This window comes from Nocardia sp. bgisy134, from assembly GCF_965341865.1.
GTDB lineage: Bacteria > Actinomycetota > Actinomycetes > Mycobacteriales > Mycobacteriaceae > Nocardia.
Genome location: NZ_CBDQZP010000002.1, coordinates 566,194 through 580,817, shown reverse-complemented (window position 1 = coordinate 580,817; position 14,624 = coordinate 566,194). Strand labels below are relative to the sequence as shown.

Annotated in this window: 15 protein-coding genes; 5 read left to right on the top strand and 10 right to left on the bottom strand. The window is 69.2% G+C overall.

What is annotated here, in order from left to right; translation table 11 throughout:
* Position 1: 1 nt before the first annotated feature.
* Entirely contained in the window at positions 2 to 685 is a 684-nt protein-coding gene (locus ACRWNM_RS06160; protein ID WP_431964347.1) for a JAB domain-containing protein, read from the bottom strand.
* 114 nt (positions 686 to 799) lie between these two features.
* On the opposite strand from ACRWNM_RS06160, the gene ACRWNM_RS06155 reads away from it, so the two are divergent.
* Positions 800 to 2,359 carry an alpha/beta hydrolase gene (locus tag ACRWNM_RS06155; RefSeq protein WP_431964345.1) on the top strand — a complete coding sequence of 520 codons (1,560 nt, stop codon included), beginning with the start codon at positions 800 to 802 and terminating at the stop codon, positions 2,357 to 2,359.
* A 176-nt stretch (positions 2,360 to 2,535) separates the two neighbouring features.
* Here ACRWNM_RS06155 and ACRWNM_RS06150 read toward each other — a convergent pair whose 3' ends face one another.
* Positions 2,536 to 2,748 carry a type II toxin-antitoxin system VapB family antitoxin gene (locus ACRWNM_RS06150; RefSeq protein ID WP_431964343.1) on the bottom strand — a complete coding sequence of 71 codons (213 nt, stop codon included), beginning with the start codon at positions 2,746 to 2,748 and terminating at the stop codon, positions 2,536 to 2,538.
* A gap of 316 nt (positions 2,749 to 3,064) precedes the next feature.
* On the opposite strand from ACRWNM_RS06150, the gene ACRWNM_RS06145 reads away from it, so the two are divergent.
* Positions 3,065 to 3,976, top strand: coding sequence for a phenylalanine 4-monooxygenase (locus ACRWNM_RS06145; RefSeq protein WP_431964341.1), 912 nt, complete (start codon positions 3,065 to 3,067; stop codon positions 3,974 to 3,976).
* 6 nt (positions 3,977 to 3,982) lie between these two features.
* Here the strand turns inward: ACRWNM_RS06145 and ACRWNM_RS06140 are convergent, their stop codons facing one another.
* Together ACRWNM_RS06140 and ACRWNM_RS06135 are read right to left on the bottom strand one after the other, a co-directional pair.
* Positions 3,983 to 4,594, bottom strand: a complete 612-nt coding sequence (locus ACRWNM_RS06140; protein WP_431964339.1) for a TetR family transcriptional regulator — start codon at positions 4,592 to 4,594, stop codon at positions 3,983 to 3,985.
* A complete protein-coding gene (locus ACRWNM_RS06135) occupies positions 4,584 to 6,113 on the bottom strand; it encodes an MFS transporter (RefSeq protein WP_431964337.1) in 1,530 nt (509 codons plus the stop codon). Before ACRWNM_RS06135 ends, ACRWNM_RS06140 begins: the two co-directional genes overlap by 11 nt.
* Before the next feature lie 186 nt (positions 6,114 to 6,299).
* Between ACRWNM_RS06135 and ACRWNM_RS06130 the strand changes: the two genes are divergently transcribed.
* The gene (locus tag ACRWNM_RS06130) at positions 6,300 to 7,607 is read left to right on the top strand and encodes a D-alanyl-D-alanine carboxypeptidase family protein (protein ID WP_431964335.1); all 1,308 of its coding nucleotides are present in this window, start codon (positions 6,300 to 6,302) and stop codon (positions 7,605 to 7,607) included.
* 27 nt (positions 7,608 to 7,634) lie between these two features.
* Here the strand turns inward: ACRWNM_RS06130 and yhjD are convergent, their stop codons facing one another.
* The 3 genes from yhjD to ACRWNM_RS06115 all read right to left on the bottom strand — a co-directional run bounded on the left by yhjD (position 7,635) and on the right by ACRWNM_RS06115 (position 10,767).
* Positions 7,635 to 8,654 (bottom strand): inner membrane protein YhjD, encoded by a 1,020-nt coding sequence (yhjD, locus tag ACRWNM_RS06125; RefSeq protein WP_431964333.1) that lies wholly within the window; start codon positions 8,652 to 8,654, stop codon positions 7,635 to 7,637.
* Between the two features lie 114 nt (positions 8,655 to 8,768).
* The gene (gene trpS / locus ACRWNM_RS06120; protein WP_431964331.1) at positions 8,769 to 9,800 is read right to left on the bottom strand and encodes a tryptophan--tRNA ligase; all 1,032 of its coding nucleotides are present in this window, start codon (positions 9,798 to 9,800) and stop codon (positions 8,769 to 8,771) included.
* Positions 9,763 to 10,767, bottom strand: a complete 1,005-nt coding sequence (locus tag ACRWNM_RS06115) for an oxygenase MpaB family protein (protein WP_431964329.1) — start codon at positions 10,765 to 10,767, stop codon at positions 9,763 to 9,765. Before ACRWNM_RS06115 ends, trpS begins: the two co-directional genes overlap by 38 nt.
* Positions 10,768 to 10,891: 124 nt before the next feature.
* Between ACRWNM_RS06115 and ACRWNM_RS06110 the strand changes: the two genes are divergently transcribed.
* Positions 10,892 to 11,527 carry a TetR/AcrR family transcriptional regulator gene (locus ACRWNM_RS06110; RefSeq protein ID WP_431964327.1) on the top strand — a complete coding sequence of 212 codons (636 nt, stop codon included), beginning with the start codon at positions 10,892 to 10,894 and terminating at the stop codon, positions 11,525 to 11,527.
* Between the two features lie 27 nt (positions 11,528 to 11,554).
* On the opposite strand, the gene ACRWNM_RS06105 is transcribed toward ACRWNM_RS06110, so the two are convergent.
* From ACRWNM_RS06105 to ACRWNM_RS06095, 3 genes are all read right to left on the bottom strand, one after another.
* Entirely contained in the window at positions 11,555 to 12,046 is a 492-nt protein-coding gene (locus ACRWNM_RS06105; protein WP_431964325.1) for a barstar family protein, read from the bottom strand.
* The gene (locus tag ACRWNM_RS06100; RefSeq protein ID WP_431964323.1) at positions 12,046 to 12,543 is read right to left on the bottom strand and encodes a ribonuclease domain-containing protein; all 498 of its coding nucleotides are present in this window, start codon (positions 12,541 to 12,543) and stop codon (positions 12,046 to 12,048) included. The genes ACRWNM_RS06105 and ACRWNM_RS06100 overlap by 1 nt, the downstream gene beginning before the upstream one ends.
* 281 nt (positions 12,544 to 12,824) lie before the next feature.
* A complete protein-coding gene (locus ACRWNM_RS06095; RefSeq protein WP_431964321.1) occupies positions 12,825 to 13,604 on the bottom strand; it encodes an exodeoxyribonuclease III in 780 nt (259 codons plus the stop codon).
* Between the two features lie 69 nt (positions 13,605 to 13,673).
* Between ACRWNM_RS06095 and ACRWNM_RS06090 the strand changes: the two genes are divergently transcribed.
* A complete protein-coding gene (locus tag ACRWNM_RS06090; protein WP_431964319.1) occupies positions 13,674 to 14,570 on the top strand; it encodes an alpha/beta fold hydrolase in 897 nt (298 codons plus the stop codon).
* Positions 14,571 to 14,624 lie beyond the last annotated feature (54 nt).

Below are 14,624 nucleotides of genomic sequence, written 5' to 3'. Positions count from 1 at the left end.
CTCATTCGCGGCCGAGGGTGGTTGGGGTGGCGCGGGACCATTGTTCGCCCGCGAGGACGACGTGGTCGAGGAAGCGCAGGCCTACGGTGCGGGCGGCATCGATGAGGAGGGTGGTGGTGCGGCGGTCGTCGAGGCTGGGAGTGGCGGTGCCGGAGGGGTGGTTGTGGACGAGGGCGAAGGCGCGTCCGTCGTGGCGGAGCACGGTGTTGAGGATCTCGCGGATCGGGACGGCGACCTGATCGACCGCGCCTTCGGCGACGAACACCTTCTGCCGCAAGCGATTCTGGGAGTCGCAGACGAGGACGAGGATCCGTTCCACGCGGGCGCCGTCGAACAGCGGCCTGGCGATGCGGACGACGTCGGAGGCGCTTTCCAGGCGCGGCGCTGCCTCGGGTTCGGTGCGCGCTCTGCTGCCGAGCTGGAAGGCCGCGCTGATCGCGGCGGCCTTGGCCACCCCGACCCCGGCCCTGCGAAACAGTTCCTCGGGCCGGGCCGCGGCGAGCCCGGGGATGCCGCCGTATTCGGCGAGCAGCTCCGCGGCCAGTTCCAGCGCGCTCTCGCCTCGGCGGCCCTGGCCGAGCAGCAGGGCGAGCAGCTCGCTGTCGCTGAGCGCGGCGGGGCCGACCGCGAGCAGTCGCTCGCGCGGGCGCTGGCCGAAGGGCAGGGCGGCGATCGGTACCGACATCACAATCCCCCTCGAATGCGTTGGAGGATTCGCATCATGCCAGCGGCCACCGACAGGTCGGGTGGGCGCGGTTCGGGCAGAATGAGGGGACAACCGATCTCGGGGGGTAGCCGAATGTCTGGTCGTCGCAAGCACACAGCAGTCCGCGGCGGGCGGACGATCGACACGGCGGCGCTGTCCGTCCCGGGGACAAGGGCCGGACGAGTCCTCACCGCACTCGCGCTGACCGCACTCGCGGCGTGCGGCGCCGACACCGCGGCGAGCCCAGACCTCGGCAGGTACTACAACCAGCGCGTCGAATTCGGTTCCTGCGCAGACTATCCGCACGGCGCCGAGCTGACCGCAGGCGGCCTGGAATGCGCGCGGGTGACCGTCCCGCTCGACTACGACGAGCCAGAAGGCGCCACGGCCTCGATCGCGATCTCGCGTCTGCCCGCCCACGGCGAGCGGGTCGCCGCGCTGCTGACCAACCCCGGCGGCCCCGGCTCGCCCGGTCTGGCGATGCCGTTGATGTTCGCGAAAAGCGAGGTGGCGCAACGCTTCGACATGATCGGCGTCGATGTGCGCGGCCTCGGCGCCTCCACACCGAAGGTGGTGTGCCTGACCCCGGAGGAGTTCCAGGCCGAGCGCAACGAACTCGACGTCGACTACTCGGCGGAAGGCATCGCGCAGACCGAGCGCGAGAACCGCGACTACGTCGCGAAATGCGTACAGCGCACGGGTGTCGACGTGCTGGACAATGTCGGAACCCGGAATGTGGCGCGGGATTTCGACATCATCCGCGCGGCGCTCGGCGACGAGAAGCTGACCTACTACGGCGGCTCCTACGGCACCCGCCTCGGCTCCACCTTCGCCGAGATGTTCCCGGACCGCGTGCGCGCCATGGTCTTGGACGGCGGCGTCGACCCGGCCACCGACATGATCGACGTGGTGGCGTTCTCCGCCGGATTCCAGCGAGCCTCCGACACCTATGCCGCCGACTGTGTGAAAGCGCCGGACTGCCCTCTCGGCACCGACCCGGCCCGCGCCACGGAGGCTTTCCGCGCCCTCGTCCTCCCGCTGATCGACCGGCCCGCCGCTACCGCGGACCCTCGCGGTCTCCGCTACCGTGACGCGCTCAGCGGGGTGACCAATTCCCTGTACCACCCGGCGGGCTGGCCCCGCATCACCAAGGGTCTGAGGGAGCTGGCCGGTGGTCATGGCGACACACTGCTGGCCATCGCGGATGTCATCGCGGACGCGAGCACCGTCGAGCGGGATTTGCAGATGGCGGTGTTGTGCCTGGAGGAGAAGCGCGTCACCGACCCCGCGGCGGCCGCCGAGCTGGATCGCAAGTTCCGTGCCGCCGCACCGATTTTCGACGACGGCCGCGCCACCGGCCGAGCTCCGCTCGACGTCTGCGCTTTCTGGCCGGTGCCGCCGAACTCCCAGCCGCACGTCCCCTCCGTGCCGAATCTGCCGAAGGTCGTTGTCGTCTCCGTCACCGGCGATCCGGCCACTCCGCACCAGGGCGGGAAGAACCTGGCCCGCGCGCTCGGCGCCACCCTGGTCACCTACGAGGGCGTGCAGCACGGCGCCTTCGGCCAGGGTGTGGCCTGCGTCGACGAGCCGGTATTGCGTTATCTGGTAGACCTCACCCCACCGCCGGACGGGCTCACCTGCCCGTCGGCCTGAACCATGCCCTCGGCTTCGGAGTCGGATTCGTCGACCTAGGCCACATCGAGCGTCGCGCGCCGCTCCGACCTACCGCGGGCGGAGTCGGCCGACGCACGAGCAAATGGCGTCGAGCGCTACTAGCTGGACGGCCACCCGGCCCGCGAGGGCCTACGGGTGGTCGAGAGTCGGAGGAGCTACGACCGACCGTCGACTACGGCGACGACCTCCGGTGCCGGTAGCGCACAGAGCACCCCCGCCGCCAGCTTCTCCAGATGATGGAGTTGCCGCTCGTGCACCACGATTCGGCGCAACGCCTCGTTGACGGTGGCGTTGCTGTTGGACGTCCCCATGATCTCGGCGGCGGCGGCCAACAGCTTCTGGTCGAGATCGATCCGCACGGTATGCATGCGTCCTCCTTCGTACTTTCGCCATCTTGCGCCATCGCCCTCGCTCATGTCCGGCAAATCGCGTACACACGCCGACATCGACAGCCGGGCACGCAGGCCATTCCACCCCACCGTCACACGGTGGGCACCCGGCCGACGACCGCCGACGGCCGCAGCGAAGGCCGAGCTACGGCACGATTGCCACCGAATCGCCAGCTGCCACTGTTTTCCATGCACGAGGCCGGTAATCGACGGAAACGGCTCGGCCAGCTAGGCAGTGTGTACAGCTGGACGGGCTTTCGTTGTCGGAACGGACAGGCGGTGCTTGCATCGAAGTATGTTCACCGAGGCTCAGCTGTACTCACCGGTCACCCGTACCGGTGACGGCGACGTGACGGTGCACCTGAGCGATGAGCACCCCGGCGTGCACGACCCCGTGTACCGTGCCCGCCGCAATGCCATCGCCGCCCTCGCGCTGGCCTACGCGCCGGGGGAACCCGCACCGAAGATCGACTACACCGACGAAGAACAGCAGGTCTGGCGGATCGTCTCCGCCGAACTGGCCCTCAAGCACCGCACCTACGCTTGCTCGGAGGTGCTGGACGCCACGGCCCGGCTCGACCTGCCCGCCGACCACATCCCACAACTGGACGAGGTGACCGCGGCCCTGGCCCCGCTCACCGGTTTCCGCTATGTCCCCGCCGCGGGGCTCGTGCCGCTGCGCGAGTTCTTCGGCTCGTTCGCCGAACGCGTGTTCCACTCCACCCAGTACATCCGGCACCACTCCGCGCCGCTCTACACCCCCGAACCGGACGCCATCCACGAGATCATCGGGCACGCCAATCAGATCGCCAGCCCGCGCTTCGCCGCCATCTACGAGACCGTCGGCGCGGCGGTCGCCAGGCTGACCACCGAGACGGCGCTGAAGTTCCTCGCCGATGTGTTCTGGTTCTCGATGGAGTTCGGCGTCGTACGCGAGCGGGGCGAAATCCGCTGCTACGGCGCGGGATTGTTGTCCTCCTACGGCGAGCTGGACGAGTTCCGGCACGCCGAGCTGCGGCCGCTCGACGTGGTCACGATGGGGACCGCTGTCTACGACATCACCCACTACCAGCCGATTCTCTACTGCGCCGAGTCGATCTCGGAGATCGAGGACGTGATCGGCGTCTTCTTCGCCGAGATGGACGACGACACTCCCCTGCGCGCGCAGCACGACAAGAAGCGCCCGTCGGTGGCCGGGGCGAGCTGAACCGGGCTATTCGGCAGGTCGGCCGAGCGGAAGACCAGCTTCGAGGAAGTCCATCGCACGCCCGAGGTTCGTCGCGTTGACCGGCGCGCGCAGCGAAATGGCGATGCCAACACCGGCGATCGCACCGGCCATCACCCGAACCTCGAAATCGTCGGCGGGGCGGCCGACGTATTCGGCGATCAGTTCGACGACCATCTCGATGCTGCGCTCGAGCTCGATGCCGATAGCGGCGCGCAACTCGGGGACGTGGTAGAGCAGAGCTTGGCGCTCCTGTTCGAAGGCCAGGTCCTCGGGTGCCAGGGTGGTGAGCGCCGCGCCGATCGCATTGCGGAAGGCACGGATCGGGGGAAGACCGCGCGGCTGGTTGCGAACCTCCTCGATCAGCACGGGATCGAGATCATCGGCGATGACCAACTGCTCCTTGGTCGGGAAGTAGCGGAAGAAAGTGCTCGGCGAGACGTCGGCCGCCGCGGCGATCTGCTCGATGGTGGTCTCGCTGTAGCCCTGCTCGCGGAACAGCCGGAACGCCTCGGTGCGAATCGTCCGCCGAGTCCGCTCCTTCTTGCGCTCCCGCAGTCCCGGCGCCACGACACCTTCACCCGTTGCATCAACCGACATGTGTCGATTCTGACTCATCGCGCGGCGCTGCGACGGCAGGTGTGTCCACCGGCGCCGGCGCGCGGCGCGGCAACACCCGCAGCGCCAGCGGTACCGACACCGCGCAGACGGCCGCGCAGACCCACAGCATCAGGCTCATCCCGCCGACGAACGCCGACTGAACCTGCGCGAGCGCATCGGCGCTTCCGCTCACCTTCGCGGCGGCCGTCCCACTGCTCACCCCGTCGTCGTAGGGTGCGACGTTCAGCGCGCCGAGTTCGGCCCGGTACCGGGTGACCAGCACGGTGCCGAGCAGGGCGACGCCGATGGTGCCCGCCGCCTGCCGCAACGCCTGCAACAGCGCGGATCCGACACCGGCCCGCGCGACGTCCAGATCGTCGATCGCGACCGCCATCGCGACCGGCATCGCCATGCCCATGCCCGCGCCGACCAGCGTGATCCAGCACGCGGTGAACCAGTAGGCGGTGTCGACCTCGGTCAGCGCACCCCAACCCAAGCCGATGGCGAGCAGCGCCAGCCCCGCCGTGATCACCATCCGCGATCCCGCCTTCGACAGCAGCCGATCGCCCAGCCGCGCGCCGACGACCAGGCCGCCGATCATCGGCAGCAGCCGCAGTCCGCTGCCGAGCGCGTCAGCGCCGAGCACCTCCTGGTAGTACTGCGGCACCGTGAAGAACATGCCGAACATCGCGAAGGTGATCAGCACGGCGAACACCGCACCCCAGCGAAAACCGTTGCTGCCGAACAGCTCGAGATCGATCAGCGGATGGCGGCCACGCCGCTGCCACAGCAGGAACGCCGCCGCGGTGACCGCGCCGCAGGCGAGCGCCACCCAGGCCAACGGGTCGCCCCAGCCCTGTTCGCCGAAGCGGATGAAACCGTAGGTGACGCCGAGCATGCCGAGCATCGACAGCAGCACACCCGGCAGATCGAGCGGAAGCCGTTGCGGGTTGCGCGATTCCGGCACCAGCGCGGCCACCGCCGCCGCGCCCGCCACCACCAACGGAACGTTGATCAGGAAGACCGAGCCCCACCAGAAGTTGTCGACGAGCCAGCCGCCGAGCACCGGCCCCAGCGGCAGGCCGAGCGAGGTCGCGGTGACCCAGATCGACATGGCGCGGGCGCGCTCCCGCTGCTCGGGAAACAGCACCGGCAGTACCGCCATGGACAGCGGAATCATGGCCGCGGCGGCGATGCCGAGCACCACCCGCGCCGCGATCAGCTGGCCGGAGGTGTCCGCGAAGGCACAGGCCAGCGAGGCCAGGCCGAACAAGACCAGGGCGGCGAGCAGGATCCGCTTGCGGCCGTAGCGGTCGCCGAGCGCGCCCGCGGGCAGCATGAAGGCCGCGAGCGCCAGCGTGTAGGCGGAGCTGAACCATTGCAGCGCACCGGTATTCGCGTTCAGGTCGACGGCGAGGGTGGGCAGCGCGACGGTCAGGACGGTCACGTCCAGGCCGATGGTCAGCATGGCGAGCGCCAGCGCGCCGAGAGCGAACCACCGCCGGGAATCCACGTTCACAATCCCTCCAGAAAATGGAAGTTACTACTTTTTGATAGTAGCACTCATTTCATGGTCGCTGTCAATACTCGGTGATCAACGGCCTTCGCGCGGCCATACCGGCTATATGTGCGTCCGCCCTCGTCCCGGCCAGGTGCGGGCCGATTGGCGGCCCTCGGTCGACCGCGGCGGTTACGCTCGCTCCCGATGAAGATCCCGCGTCCTTGCCACCACGCCACGCGCCGCCTCACCGGCGCGCTGGCCGCTGCCGCACTGCTCGGCGGCCTGATCGCGACGCCTGCTCTCGCGGCGCCGCCCACCCCGACCACCACACCGTTCACCACACCGAACACGGACAACTGCCCGCAGAAGACCATGCCGCCCGCGCCGATCGATGCCTCCGAGACGCCCGCGCCCGGAAAACCGACACCCGCACCGCTATCGGTTCCCGTGCCTCCGGTGGGCGGCACCAGGATGGGCGAGTGCGGCGTGGTGCTGCCGAAGGGCGCGCCGCCCGCGCCGCGGGACATCTCCGCGACCGCCTGGGTGGTGTCGGATCTCGATACCGGCGCGGTGCTCGCCGCCAAGGACCCGCACGGGCGCTACCGCCCGGCGAGCACCATCAAGGTGCTGCTGGCTACCGTCGCACTGCGCGCGCTGAAGCTGGACACAGTGGTCACCGGCACCCAGGAGGACGCGGACGTCGACGGCACCCGCGTCGGCGTCGGCCCCGGCGGGCAGTACACCAACCTGCAGCTCTTCCAGGCGCTGATCATGGCCTCGGGCAACGACGCGGCGCATGCGATCGCGGCCCAGCTCGGCGGCGACGAGGCGACCGTGACCAAGATGAACCAGCTGGCGAAATCGTTGTACGCCTTCGATACTCGCGCGGCCACACCGTCCGGCCTGGACGGGCCTGGCATGAGCACCTCGGCCTACGACCTGTCAGTGCTGTTCCGCGAGGCGATGACCATCCCGCTGTTCGCCGAGTTGATCCAGACCGAACAGATCGATTTCCCTGGCTATCCCAAGAATCCGAAGATCCCGAACGACCCCGACCACCCCGGCTTCGCGGTCGGCAACGACAACCACCTGTTGTACAACTACGAGGGCGCGCTCGGCGGCAAGACCGGCTACACCGACGACGCCAGGCAGACCTTCGTCGGGGCCGCGCAACGCGACGGGCGCAGGCTGGCGGTCACCCTGCTGCAAGCCGAGGTACGCCCGATACGGCCGTGGGAGCAGGCGGCCAGGCTGCTCGACTACGGTTTCGCGCTGCCGCGCGGCACCGAGGTCGGCCGGCTGCCGAACCACGAGCCGAACCACCAGACGGACGAGGCCGAACCCACTGCGGCACTGGCCACTCCGCCGGGCGCGGAAGGCGGCGACGTGCTCGCGAGCCCGCAGCGCGAGCGCGACCACGTGGGCACGCGCACGCTGGTGATGGTCGGCGGCCTCGCACTGATCCTGTTCCTGCTGCTCAAGGCGCGGCGCGTCAATCGCCAACGCCGCTGAGCCGGAATCGATCCGGCGCGGGCGAGCTCAGCGACGCCTGCGCAAGGTCGCCAGCCCGAGGGCAGCCAGCGCGCCCGCGCCGAAGTAGGCCGCGCCGCTGCCGAACGCCCCGGCGGTGTTGACGACGCGGGGCCGGATGACGGCCGCCGTAGCGGGCGGGGCGACCTCGGGCTCGTTCTCGGAAGCGGTGGCGGCCCATGCCGTCGCGAACAGGATGATGCGATAGGTGATGTAGCTGAACACCATCAGACCGATGATCGACCCGAAGGCCGCGCCCGCCGGACTGCGCAGCACGATCTGCAGGTAGATCGATGCGACGAACTTGAAGACCTCGAAGGCCAGCGCGGCGAGCAACGCGGCCTTCGCGGCGCTGGCCAGCGTGACGGGCTCGCGCGGCAGCCGCGCGATGATCCACGCGAACACCGCCCAGCTCGCCAGCAGCGCGAACAGGATCGACAGCAGCGTCAACAGCAGCCGGGCGCCGGGCAACTCGTCCAGACCGTAGCGCGCCAGCAACTGGGCGCCCAGATTGCTGGAGCCCAGCGCCGAAAGCCCGAGCGACACCACGAAGGCCAGGCCGAGCCCGATCAGCGCGCCGAGGTCGGAGATCTTGGTGCGCAACCAGTTGCCTTCCTCGTGCTTCTGCTCCCACTGCTCGGTGAGCGCGGCGCGCAGATTCGCCATCCAGCCGAGTCCGGCGTACAGACCGGCGAGCAGGCCGAGCACACCGACCGTGCCGCGGGAACGAACGGCCTGATCGATGAGCCCGTTGAGCTGGGTGCCCAGCTCGCCGGGGATGTTCTCGACGATCTTGTCCTGAAGTTCTCGGAACAGCTCCTCGTTGCCCGCCAGTACGAAGCCGGCGACCGCGAACGCCACCATCAGCAACGGAAACAGCGACAGCACGGTGAAATACGTGATCCCGGCCGCGTAGTAGTCGCCGCGCTGGCGCTGGTAGCGGCCGCCGGCCCGGATCAGATGATCCAGCCAGGGCCGCGCCTGCACACGATGTTCGATCCCGGCCTTGACGTTGTCGATCGCCTGCACGTGCTCGCCCCTTCGACACCCGATGAACGCGGCCGGGCGCAGTCCGTCACCGGCTCGCGCACAGCCGAAGCGAAGGCGGAATCACGCCCGGCCCTCGCAAGCGTCGTACCCGAGCTAGCGGGCCAGGAAACCCACCCGGTCGTAGACCTGTGCGAGAGTGTTGCCGGCGATCTCCCGCGCCCGCTCCGCACCGGCTGCGAGGATACGGTCGAGTTCGCCTTTGTCCGCCAGATACTCTTCCACCTTGGCGCGCAAGGGCGTGACAAATTCCACCAGCGCGTCGGCAACGTCGGATTTCAGGTCGCCGTAGCCCTTGCCCTCGTAATCCTTCTCCAGCGTGACGATCGGCGTTCCGCCCAGCGAGCTCAGAATGACCAGAAGGTTGCTGACGCCCGGTTTCACCTCCGGGTCGTAGCGGATCTCGCGCTCGGTGTCGGTGACCGCGGAGCGGATCCGCTTGGCGGTGATCTTCGGGTCGTCGAGCAGGTTGATCAAGCCCGCGTCGGTGGCGGCCGACTTGCTCATCTTGGCGGTCGGGTCCTGCAGGTCGTAGATCTTCGCGGTGCCCTTGACGATGTGCGCCTCCGGCACCACGAAGGTCTTCTTGAAGCGAGTGTTGAAGCGCTGCGCCAGGTTTCGGGTCAGCTCCAGATGCTGGCGCTGATCCTCGCCGACCGGCACCTGGTGCGGGCGGTAGAGCAGGATGTCGGAGGCCATCAGCACGGGATAGGTGAACAGGCCGACGGTGGCGTTCTCCGCGCCCTGCTTGACCGACTTGTCCTTGAACTGGGTCATCCGGCTGGCCTCGCCGAAACCGGTGATGCAGCTGAGGACCCAGGCCAGCTCGGCGTGCTCGGGCACCTGGCTCTGCACGAACAGCGTCGACTTCTTGGGGTCGATGCCGATCGCCAGCAGCTGCGCCGCCGCGGCCCTGGTGCGCGCCCGCAGTTCCTTCGGGTCCTGCGGGACCGTGATGGCGTGCATGTCCGGGATGAAGTACAGCGCGTCGTAGTCGTCCTGCATGGTGACCCAGTACTGCAGCGCCCCAAGGTAGTTGCCCAGGTGGAACGAGGAGCTGGTCGGCTGGATCCCGGACAGCACGCGCTGTTTACGCTCGGCGGCCGGGGCTGGTGCGGGACTCGACATGCCCCCGATCTTTCCATGGGAGTCCAGCGGAATTTCGAGCCGCCCAGTTGCGCGGGTCGACGCCTGGCATGCTCGGCCTGCCGGTCCGCGTGAGCCTGCGCTCGCGGTCGGAGACCAGCCGGTAGACCGGGCCGCTCGGACCGGCGAGCGTGCCGCGCAGCACCCTGGGGGCGAGCGGCGGCGCGAAGTGCGCGGTGCGCACACCGCCCGCCAGCGCGCGGAAGGCGAGCTCGTCGGCCGTTCCCCAGCGCATGCCGTACATGGCGCGGATGCGCGGCGGCAGACTGCCCTGCACCAGCAGGAAGAACGCCGATGCGACCTGCTGCAACGGCGCACGCTGCGGATACGGGACGCGCTGACCCGCCAGATATGACCCGACCAACCGGGCCTCGTCGGTGAGGAACAGCTCGTCGGAGGCGAGGTAGCCGTCGAAGTAGCGGCGGAAGGCCGGATAGTCGGCGGGCGCGGCGTCGCGGGGCATGCCGAACAGCTCCGCCCAGCGCACGTAGTCCTGGTACAGCCCCGCACGCTCGCCGTCGGTCAGCCTGCGGACCAGCAGGTCGTACATCACCTCGGCGGAATCGAAGGTGAACGCCATGGTCATGAACATCAGGTGCGGATCGAGGGCCGAGTACGACGCTCCCGCCGGATGGTGCGGCCCGGCGTCCTCGGGCAGCTCGCCTACGACCCTGGCATGCTTCTTGGTGGTGAAAGCCAGCGCCCGATCCGCCTCCTCCTTGCTGCCGAGGAAGACGGCCTCGAACAGTTTCCCGGTGAGCGCCAGCCGGGTGTAGGGCGTGCCGCGGTGCTCGGTGTTCTCGGCCGTCCCGACGTAGAGCCGTGGGTGCACGGCGCCGATCACCAGCGCCCGCTGTCCGTAGGTGAGGCCGACCGCGCGCTTGCTCATGACGCGTCGCGCCATGGAGTTGTCGGCGAAGTATCCGGGCTGGGACGAGTGTGCGGACATCGTTGTCTCCTCATCGAAGGTCCCGGCCCGAGCCGAAACCGACAGCATCTGGCAATAGAATCCTCCAGATCAAACCTTCTGGCAATACTCAATGCCAGAATTGTGTCCGTGCCAGAATCGTGCTGTGACAGCGCAGCGGACCTACGGCGGCGTCTCCGCCGACCAACGCCGGGCACAACGGCGCACCGCACTGCTGGACGCCGCACTCGAGATCATCGGCGTCCACGGCCTGGCCAAGCTCACCGTCTCCGGGCTGTGCGCGCAGGCCGGGCTCAACGAGCGGTACTACTACGAGAACTTCGACAGCCGCGACGCCGTGCTCACCGCGCTGACCGACCGGATCGCCGAGGAGCTGGCGATCGCGATCCTGGAGAGCCTGCGCGGCGCGCCGGACGAATCGCGCGCCAAGGCACACGCCGCCATCGCCGCGGGCATCCATGTGCTCACCGACGATCCGCGCAAGGCCAAGGTCGCGCTGGTCGCGGGCATGGCCACACCGGAGCTGCGGGCCAGGACCACCGAGACGATCCGGGTCTTCGCGCGCATGGTCGCCGCCGAGGGCATCGACTTCTACGGCATCACCGATCCCGAACCGGATCCCGCCATCTTCTTCCGCGCGACCTACCTGGTCGGCGGGCTGGTGCAGACGTTGACCACGTGGCTGCAAGGCGAACTGCCCCTCACGAAAGAGGAGCTCATCGACCACACCACGGACGTGTTCGTCCTGCTCGGCGAGGACCTCGCGCGCCGCTTGGGGTGACCGCGCCGCTCGGGTGACGCGGGCCGATCAGGCCATGGTCAGCGCGACGACCTCGGGCGAGAACGGTGCGCTCTGATAGACCACGCGGAACGCGACGTCGCGCCGCGCCCAGTAGTCGGCGCACTCACGCATCGCCTGCTCGAACCAGTCCCGCTCGTCGGGCTGATCGGCGAGCAGCGCGTCGGCATCGCGCACCACGGCGACGTAACCGCTCGCCTCCCCGACGAAATCGTCCAGGTCGCGCAGGCATTCGTCGAAGGCGTCCTTGTTGGCGCCGAAGTAGTACGGGAACTGGAAGGCCGCCGCCCACTCGTCGAAGACGCCTCCGGTGCCGCGCATCTTGCGCCCGCGCAACTCGCGCACCAGGTACCCGGCGGGCGCTCGGTAGCGGACCTCGCTCAGTTCCGGCGCGTCGACCGGCAGCGCGCCGAGTACCGGCTCGGACCTGCCGCCCGGTGCGGAAGGCGCGCCGTCGCCGGTGCGGGCGAGGAACCGCGAGAGCGGAACCGGACGTGGCATCAGCGCATCCTCGTGAAGGTCTCGTAGTGGTCGCCGGTGTACCAGGCCGTGCCGTCGCTGCCGGTGACGATGCGTTGGGCGTCGCGGGAGCGGTTGCGCTGCTTGGGATTGACGTCCCACTCCTGATAGGTGATCGACCCGCCCGTGGCGTCGGTGCGCGGCAACGTGCCCTCCCGATTCATCCAGCGCTCGCCGCCTTTGGTGCCTGGCGCGTTCGCCGAATCCGGCCAGCGGCGCGCATCGATCTCGGCCAACGTGACGTAGGCGCGGTCCGGAACGCCCTGTGCCCGGCTCGGCGAAGCCGTGACCGCGGCGGGCGGGAAGGCCGTCGGACGCGCGGAGACGTTCGAGGCGGTCGCCGTGGCGCGGGTCGTCGCGGTGGCCGAGCCCGCCGTGCGGTCGGTGTAGGAGCCGCCGCGCGACGTGAGCACCGCGAGCAACAGAACCACCGCCACCGCGCCGAGCGCCGCCAGCGCCCGAATCACCTTGTTGCTCATGCCCTCACCTCCATGACGCCCGGCCCCGGCATGCGCGAAGCGCGCTGGCACACGACTCGCTCACTCCGCTCGCTCATGCCTGCACCTCGCTGACACCCGGCTCCAGCATCCGCGAAGCGCGCTCGCACACGACTCGCTCACCCCGCTCGCTCATGCCTGCACCTCGCTGACACCCGGCTCCAGCATCCGCGAAGCGCGCTCGCACACGACTCGCTCACCCCGCTCGCTCATGCCCTCACCTCACTGACGCCCTGCTCCCGCATGCGCGAAGCGATGTTCGTTCATCGGTACTGCACCGTGACCGGAGCGTGGTCGGACCAGCGCTGATCGTAGGCGGCGGCCCGCTCGACGACGGCCTGCTTGACGCGGCCGGGCAGCTCCCCGCGCGCCAGCTGGTAATCGATGCGCCAGCCGGAATCGTTGTCGAAGGCACGGCCGCGGTAGGACCACCAGCTGTAGGGCCCGTCGACGCCGGGGTGCAGCTGACGCACCACGTCGACATAGCCCGCGGCGATCAGCTCGTCGATCCAGGCGCGTTCCTCGGGCAGGAACCCGGCCGACTTCAGATTGCCCTTCCAGTTCTTCAGGTCGCGTTCGGTGTGCGCGATGTTCCAGTCGCCGCTGACCACGAAGTCGCCGGCGCGGGTCTTCAGGTAGGCGCCGAACTCGGCCATGAACTGGTACTTCTCGTCCTGGCGCGCGGTGCCCGCGTCACCGGAGTGCACGTACACGCTGGCGACGGTCAGCTCGTCGAATTCGGCCTCGAGGTAGCGCCCGGAGGTACCGAACTCGGCGCTGCCGAATCCGATCCGCACCGCCTTCGGCTCCCGCCTGGACAGGATGCCGACACCGGCCCTGCCCTTGGATTCGGGCTCCGCGTGCGCCAGCCACCAGCCGTCGGCCAGCGTGGGCGCCAGCGCGGCGCGGGTCTGCTCGTCGGTGGCGCGGGTCTCCTGCAGGCAGACGATGTCGGCCTCGGTGGTCGCGAGCCACTCGAGCATGCCCTTGCCCGTGGCAGCTCGGACGCCGTTTACGTTGACCGTGGAGATGATGTAGGGCACGCAACGACCGTACAATGCTGGTCAGAGATATCGCCCCCGGACACCGCCGTCCAGGAAGGGGTGCTGACGATGACGTCCGACACCTCCAAGTCCCCGGCCGCCGCCCCGCGCTCCGACCGATCGCGAACCGCCGCCCGCGCGGCCGACAAACGGATCAAGGCATTGCACCTGGGTTCCGGTGATCCGCTGCTGCTGTTGCACGGCTTCATGCTCTCGCCGCACTGCTGGGAACGCACGGCGGACCGGTTGTCCTCACACTGCGAGGTGTACGCCCCCGCTCTACCAGGTCACTGGGGTGGCCCGCCCGCCGAGGGCAAACTGGTCGGCGTCGCCACGCTGGCCGACGCGGTCGAAGCTCAGCTCGACGAATTGGGTTGGCGCACCTGCCATATCGCGGGCAACTCGCTCGGCGCCTGGGTCGGCATCGAGCTCGCCCGCCGCGGCCGGGCCCGCACGCTGACGCTGATCGCGCCCGCCGGTGGCTGGAATGTCCCCTCGATCACCCAGTTCCGGGTAGGGCTGAAGTTCCTTTCGATGATTCCGCTCGTCCGAATCGGCAGGCGGCTGGGCGATTTCGCCACCGACAACGTCATCCCGCAGCGTTTCGCGCTGTTCCTGTTGAGCAAGCACGCCTCCGCGGTGCCGCGCCGCGAGATCGCCAACGTCCTGCGCGCCGCGCTGAACTGCACCGCGATGCTGCCGATGATCGTGGGCGCCCTGCGCGCCCCCGCTCTGGCCGACCTGTCCGACCTGACCACCCCGGTCCGCCTGCTGCTCTCCGAGTACGACCGCATCATCCCGAACCGCGTCTACGCCCGCCGCTACCTGAAGGAACTCCCCGACTCCGCCGACCGCATCGTCGTCAACGGCGTCGGCCACGTCCCCATGCTCGAAGCCCCCGACCGCATCGCCACCCTCATCGCCGAACACGTCTACGCCAGCCGCAACCACCTACGCGCGGTCTGAGCGCGCAGAGGTACGGGCGGCAACCCACGATCGCAAGTCCCATCACACAGATGT

Excerpts from the sequence above, each read along its gene's own strand:
- ACRWNM_RS06160 (WP_431964347.1), bottom strand. The coding sequence starts at position 685 with ATGTCGGTACCGATCGCCGCCCTGCCCTTCGGCCAGCGCCCGCGCGAG.
- ACRWNM_RS06155 (WP_431964345.1), top strand. The coding sequence starts at position 800 with ATGTCTGGTCGTCGCAAGCACACAGCAGTCCGCGGCGGGCGGACGATC.
- ACRWNM_RS06150 (WP_431964343.1), bottom strand. The coding sequence starts at position 2,748 with ATGCATACCGTGCGGATCGATCTCGACCAGAAGCTGTTGGCCGCCGCC.
- ACRWNM_RS06145 (WP_431964341.1), top strand. The coding sequence starts at position 3,065 with ATGTTCACCGAGGCTCAGCTGTACTCACCGGTCACCCGTACCGGTGAC.
- ACRWNM_RS06140 (WP_431964339.1), bottom strand. The coding sequence starts at position 4,594 with ATGTCGGTTGATGCAACGGGTGAAGGTGTCGTGGCGCCGGGACTGCGG.
- ACRWNM_RS06130 (WP_431964335.1), top strand. The coding sequence starts at position 6,300 with ATGAAGATCCCGCGTCCTTGCCACCACGCCACGCGCCGCCTCACCGGC.
- trpS (WP_431964331.1), bottom strand. The coding sequence starts at position 9,800 with ATGTCGAGTCCCGCACCAGCCCCGGCCGCCGAGCGTAAACAGCGCGTG.
- ACRWNM_RS06115 (WP_431964329.1), bottom strand. The coding sequence starts at position 10,767 with ATGTCCGCACACTCGTCCCAGCCCGGATACTTCGCCGACAACTCCATG.
- ACRWNM_RS06105 (WP_431964325.1), bottom strand. The coding sequence starts at position 12,046 with ATGCCACGTCCGGTTCCGCTCTCGCGGTTCCTCGCCCGCACCGGCGAC.
- ACRWNM_RS06100 (WP_431964323.1), bottom strand. The coding sequence starts at position 12,543 with ATGAGCAACAAGGTGATTCGGGCGCTGGCGGCGCTCGGCGCGGTGGCG.
- ACRWNM_RS06090 (WP_431964319.1), top strand. The coding sequence starts at position 13,674 with ATGACGTCCGACACCTCCAAGTCCCCGGCCGCCGCCCCGCGCTCCGAC.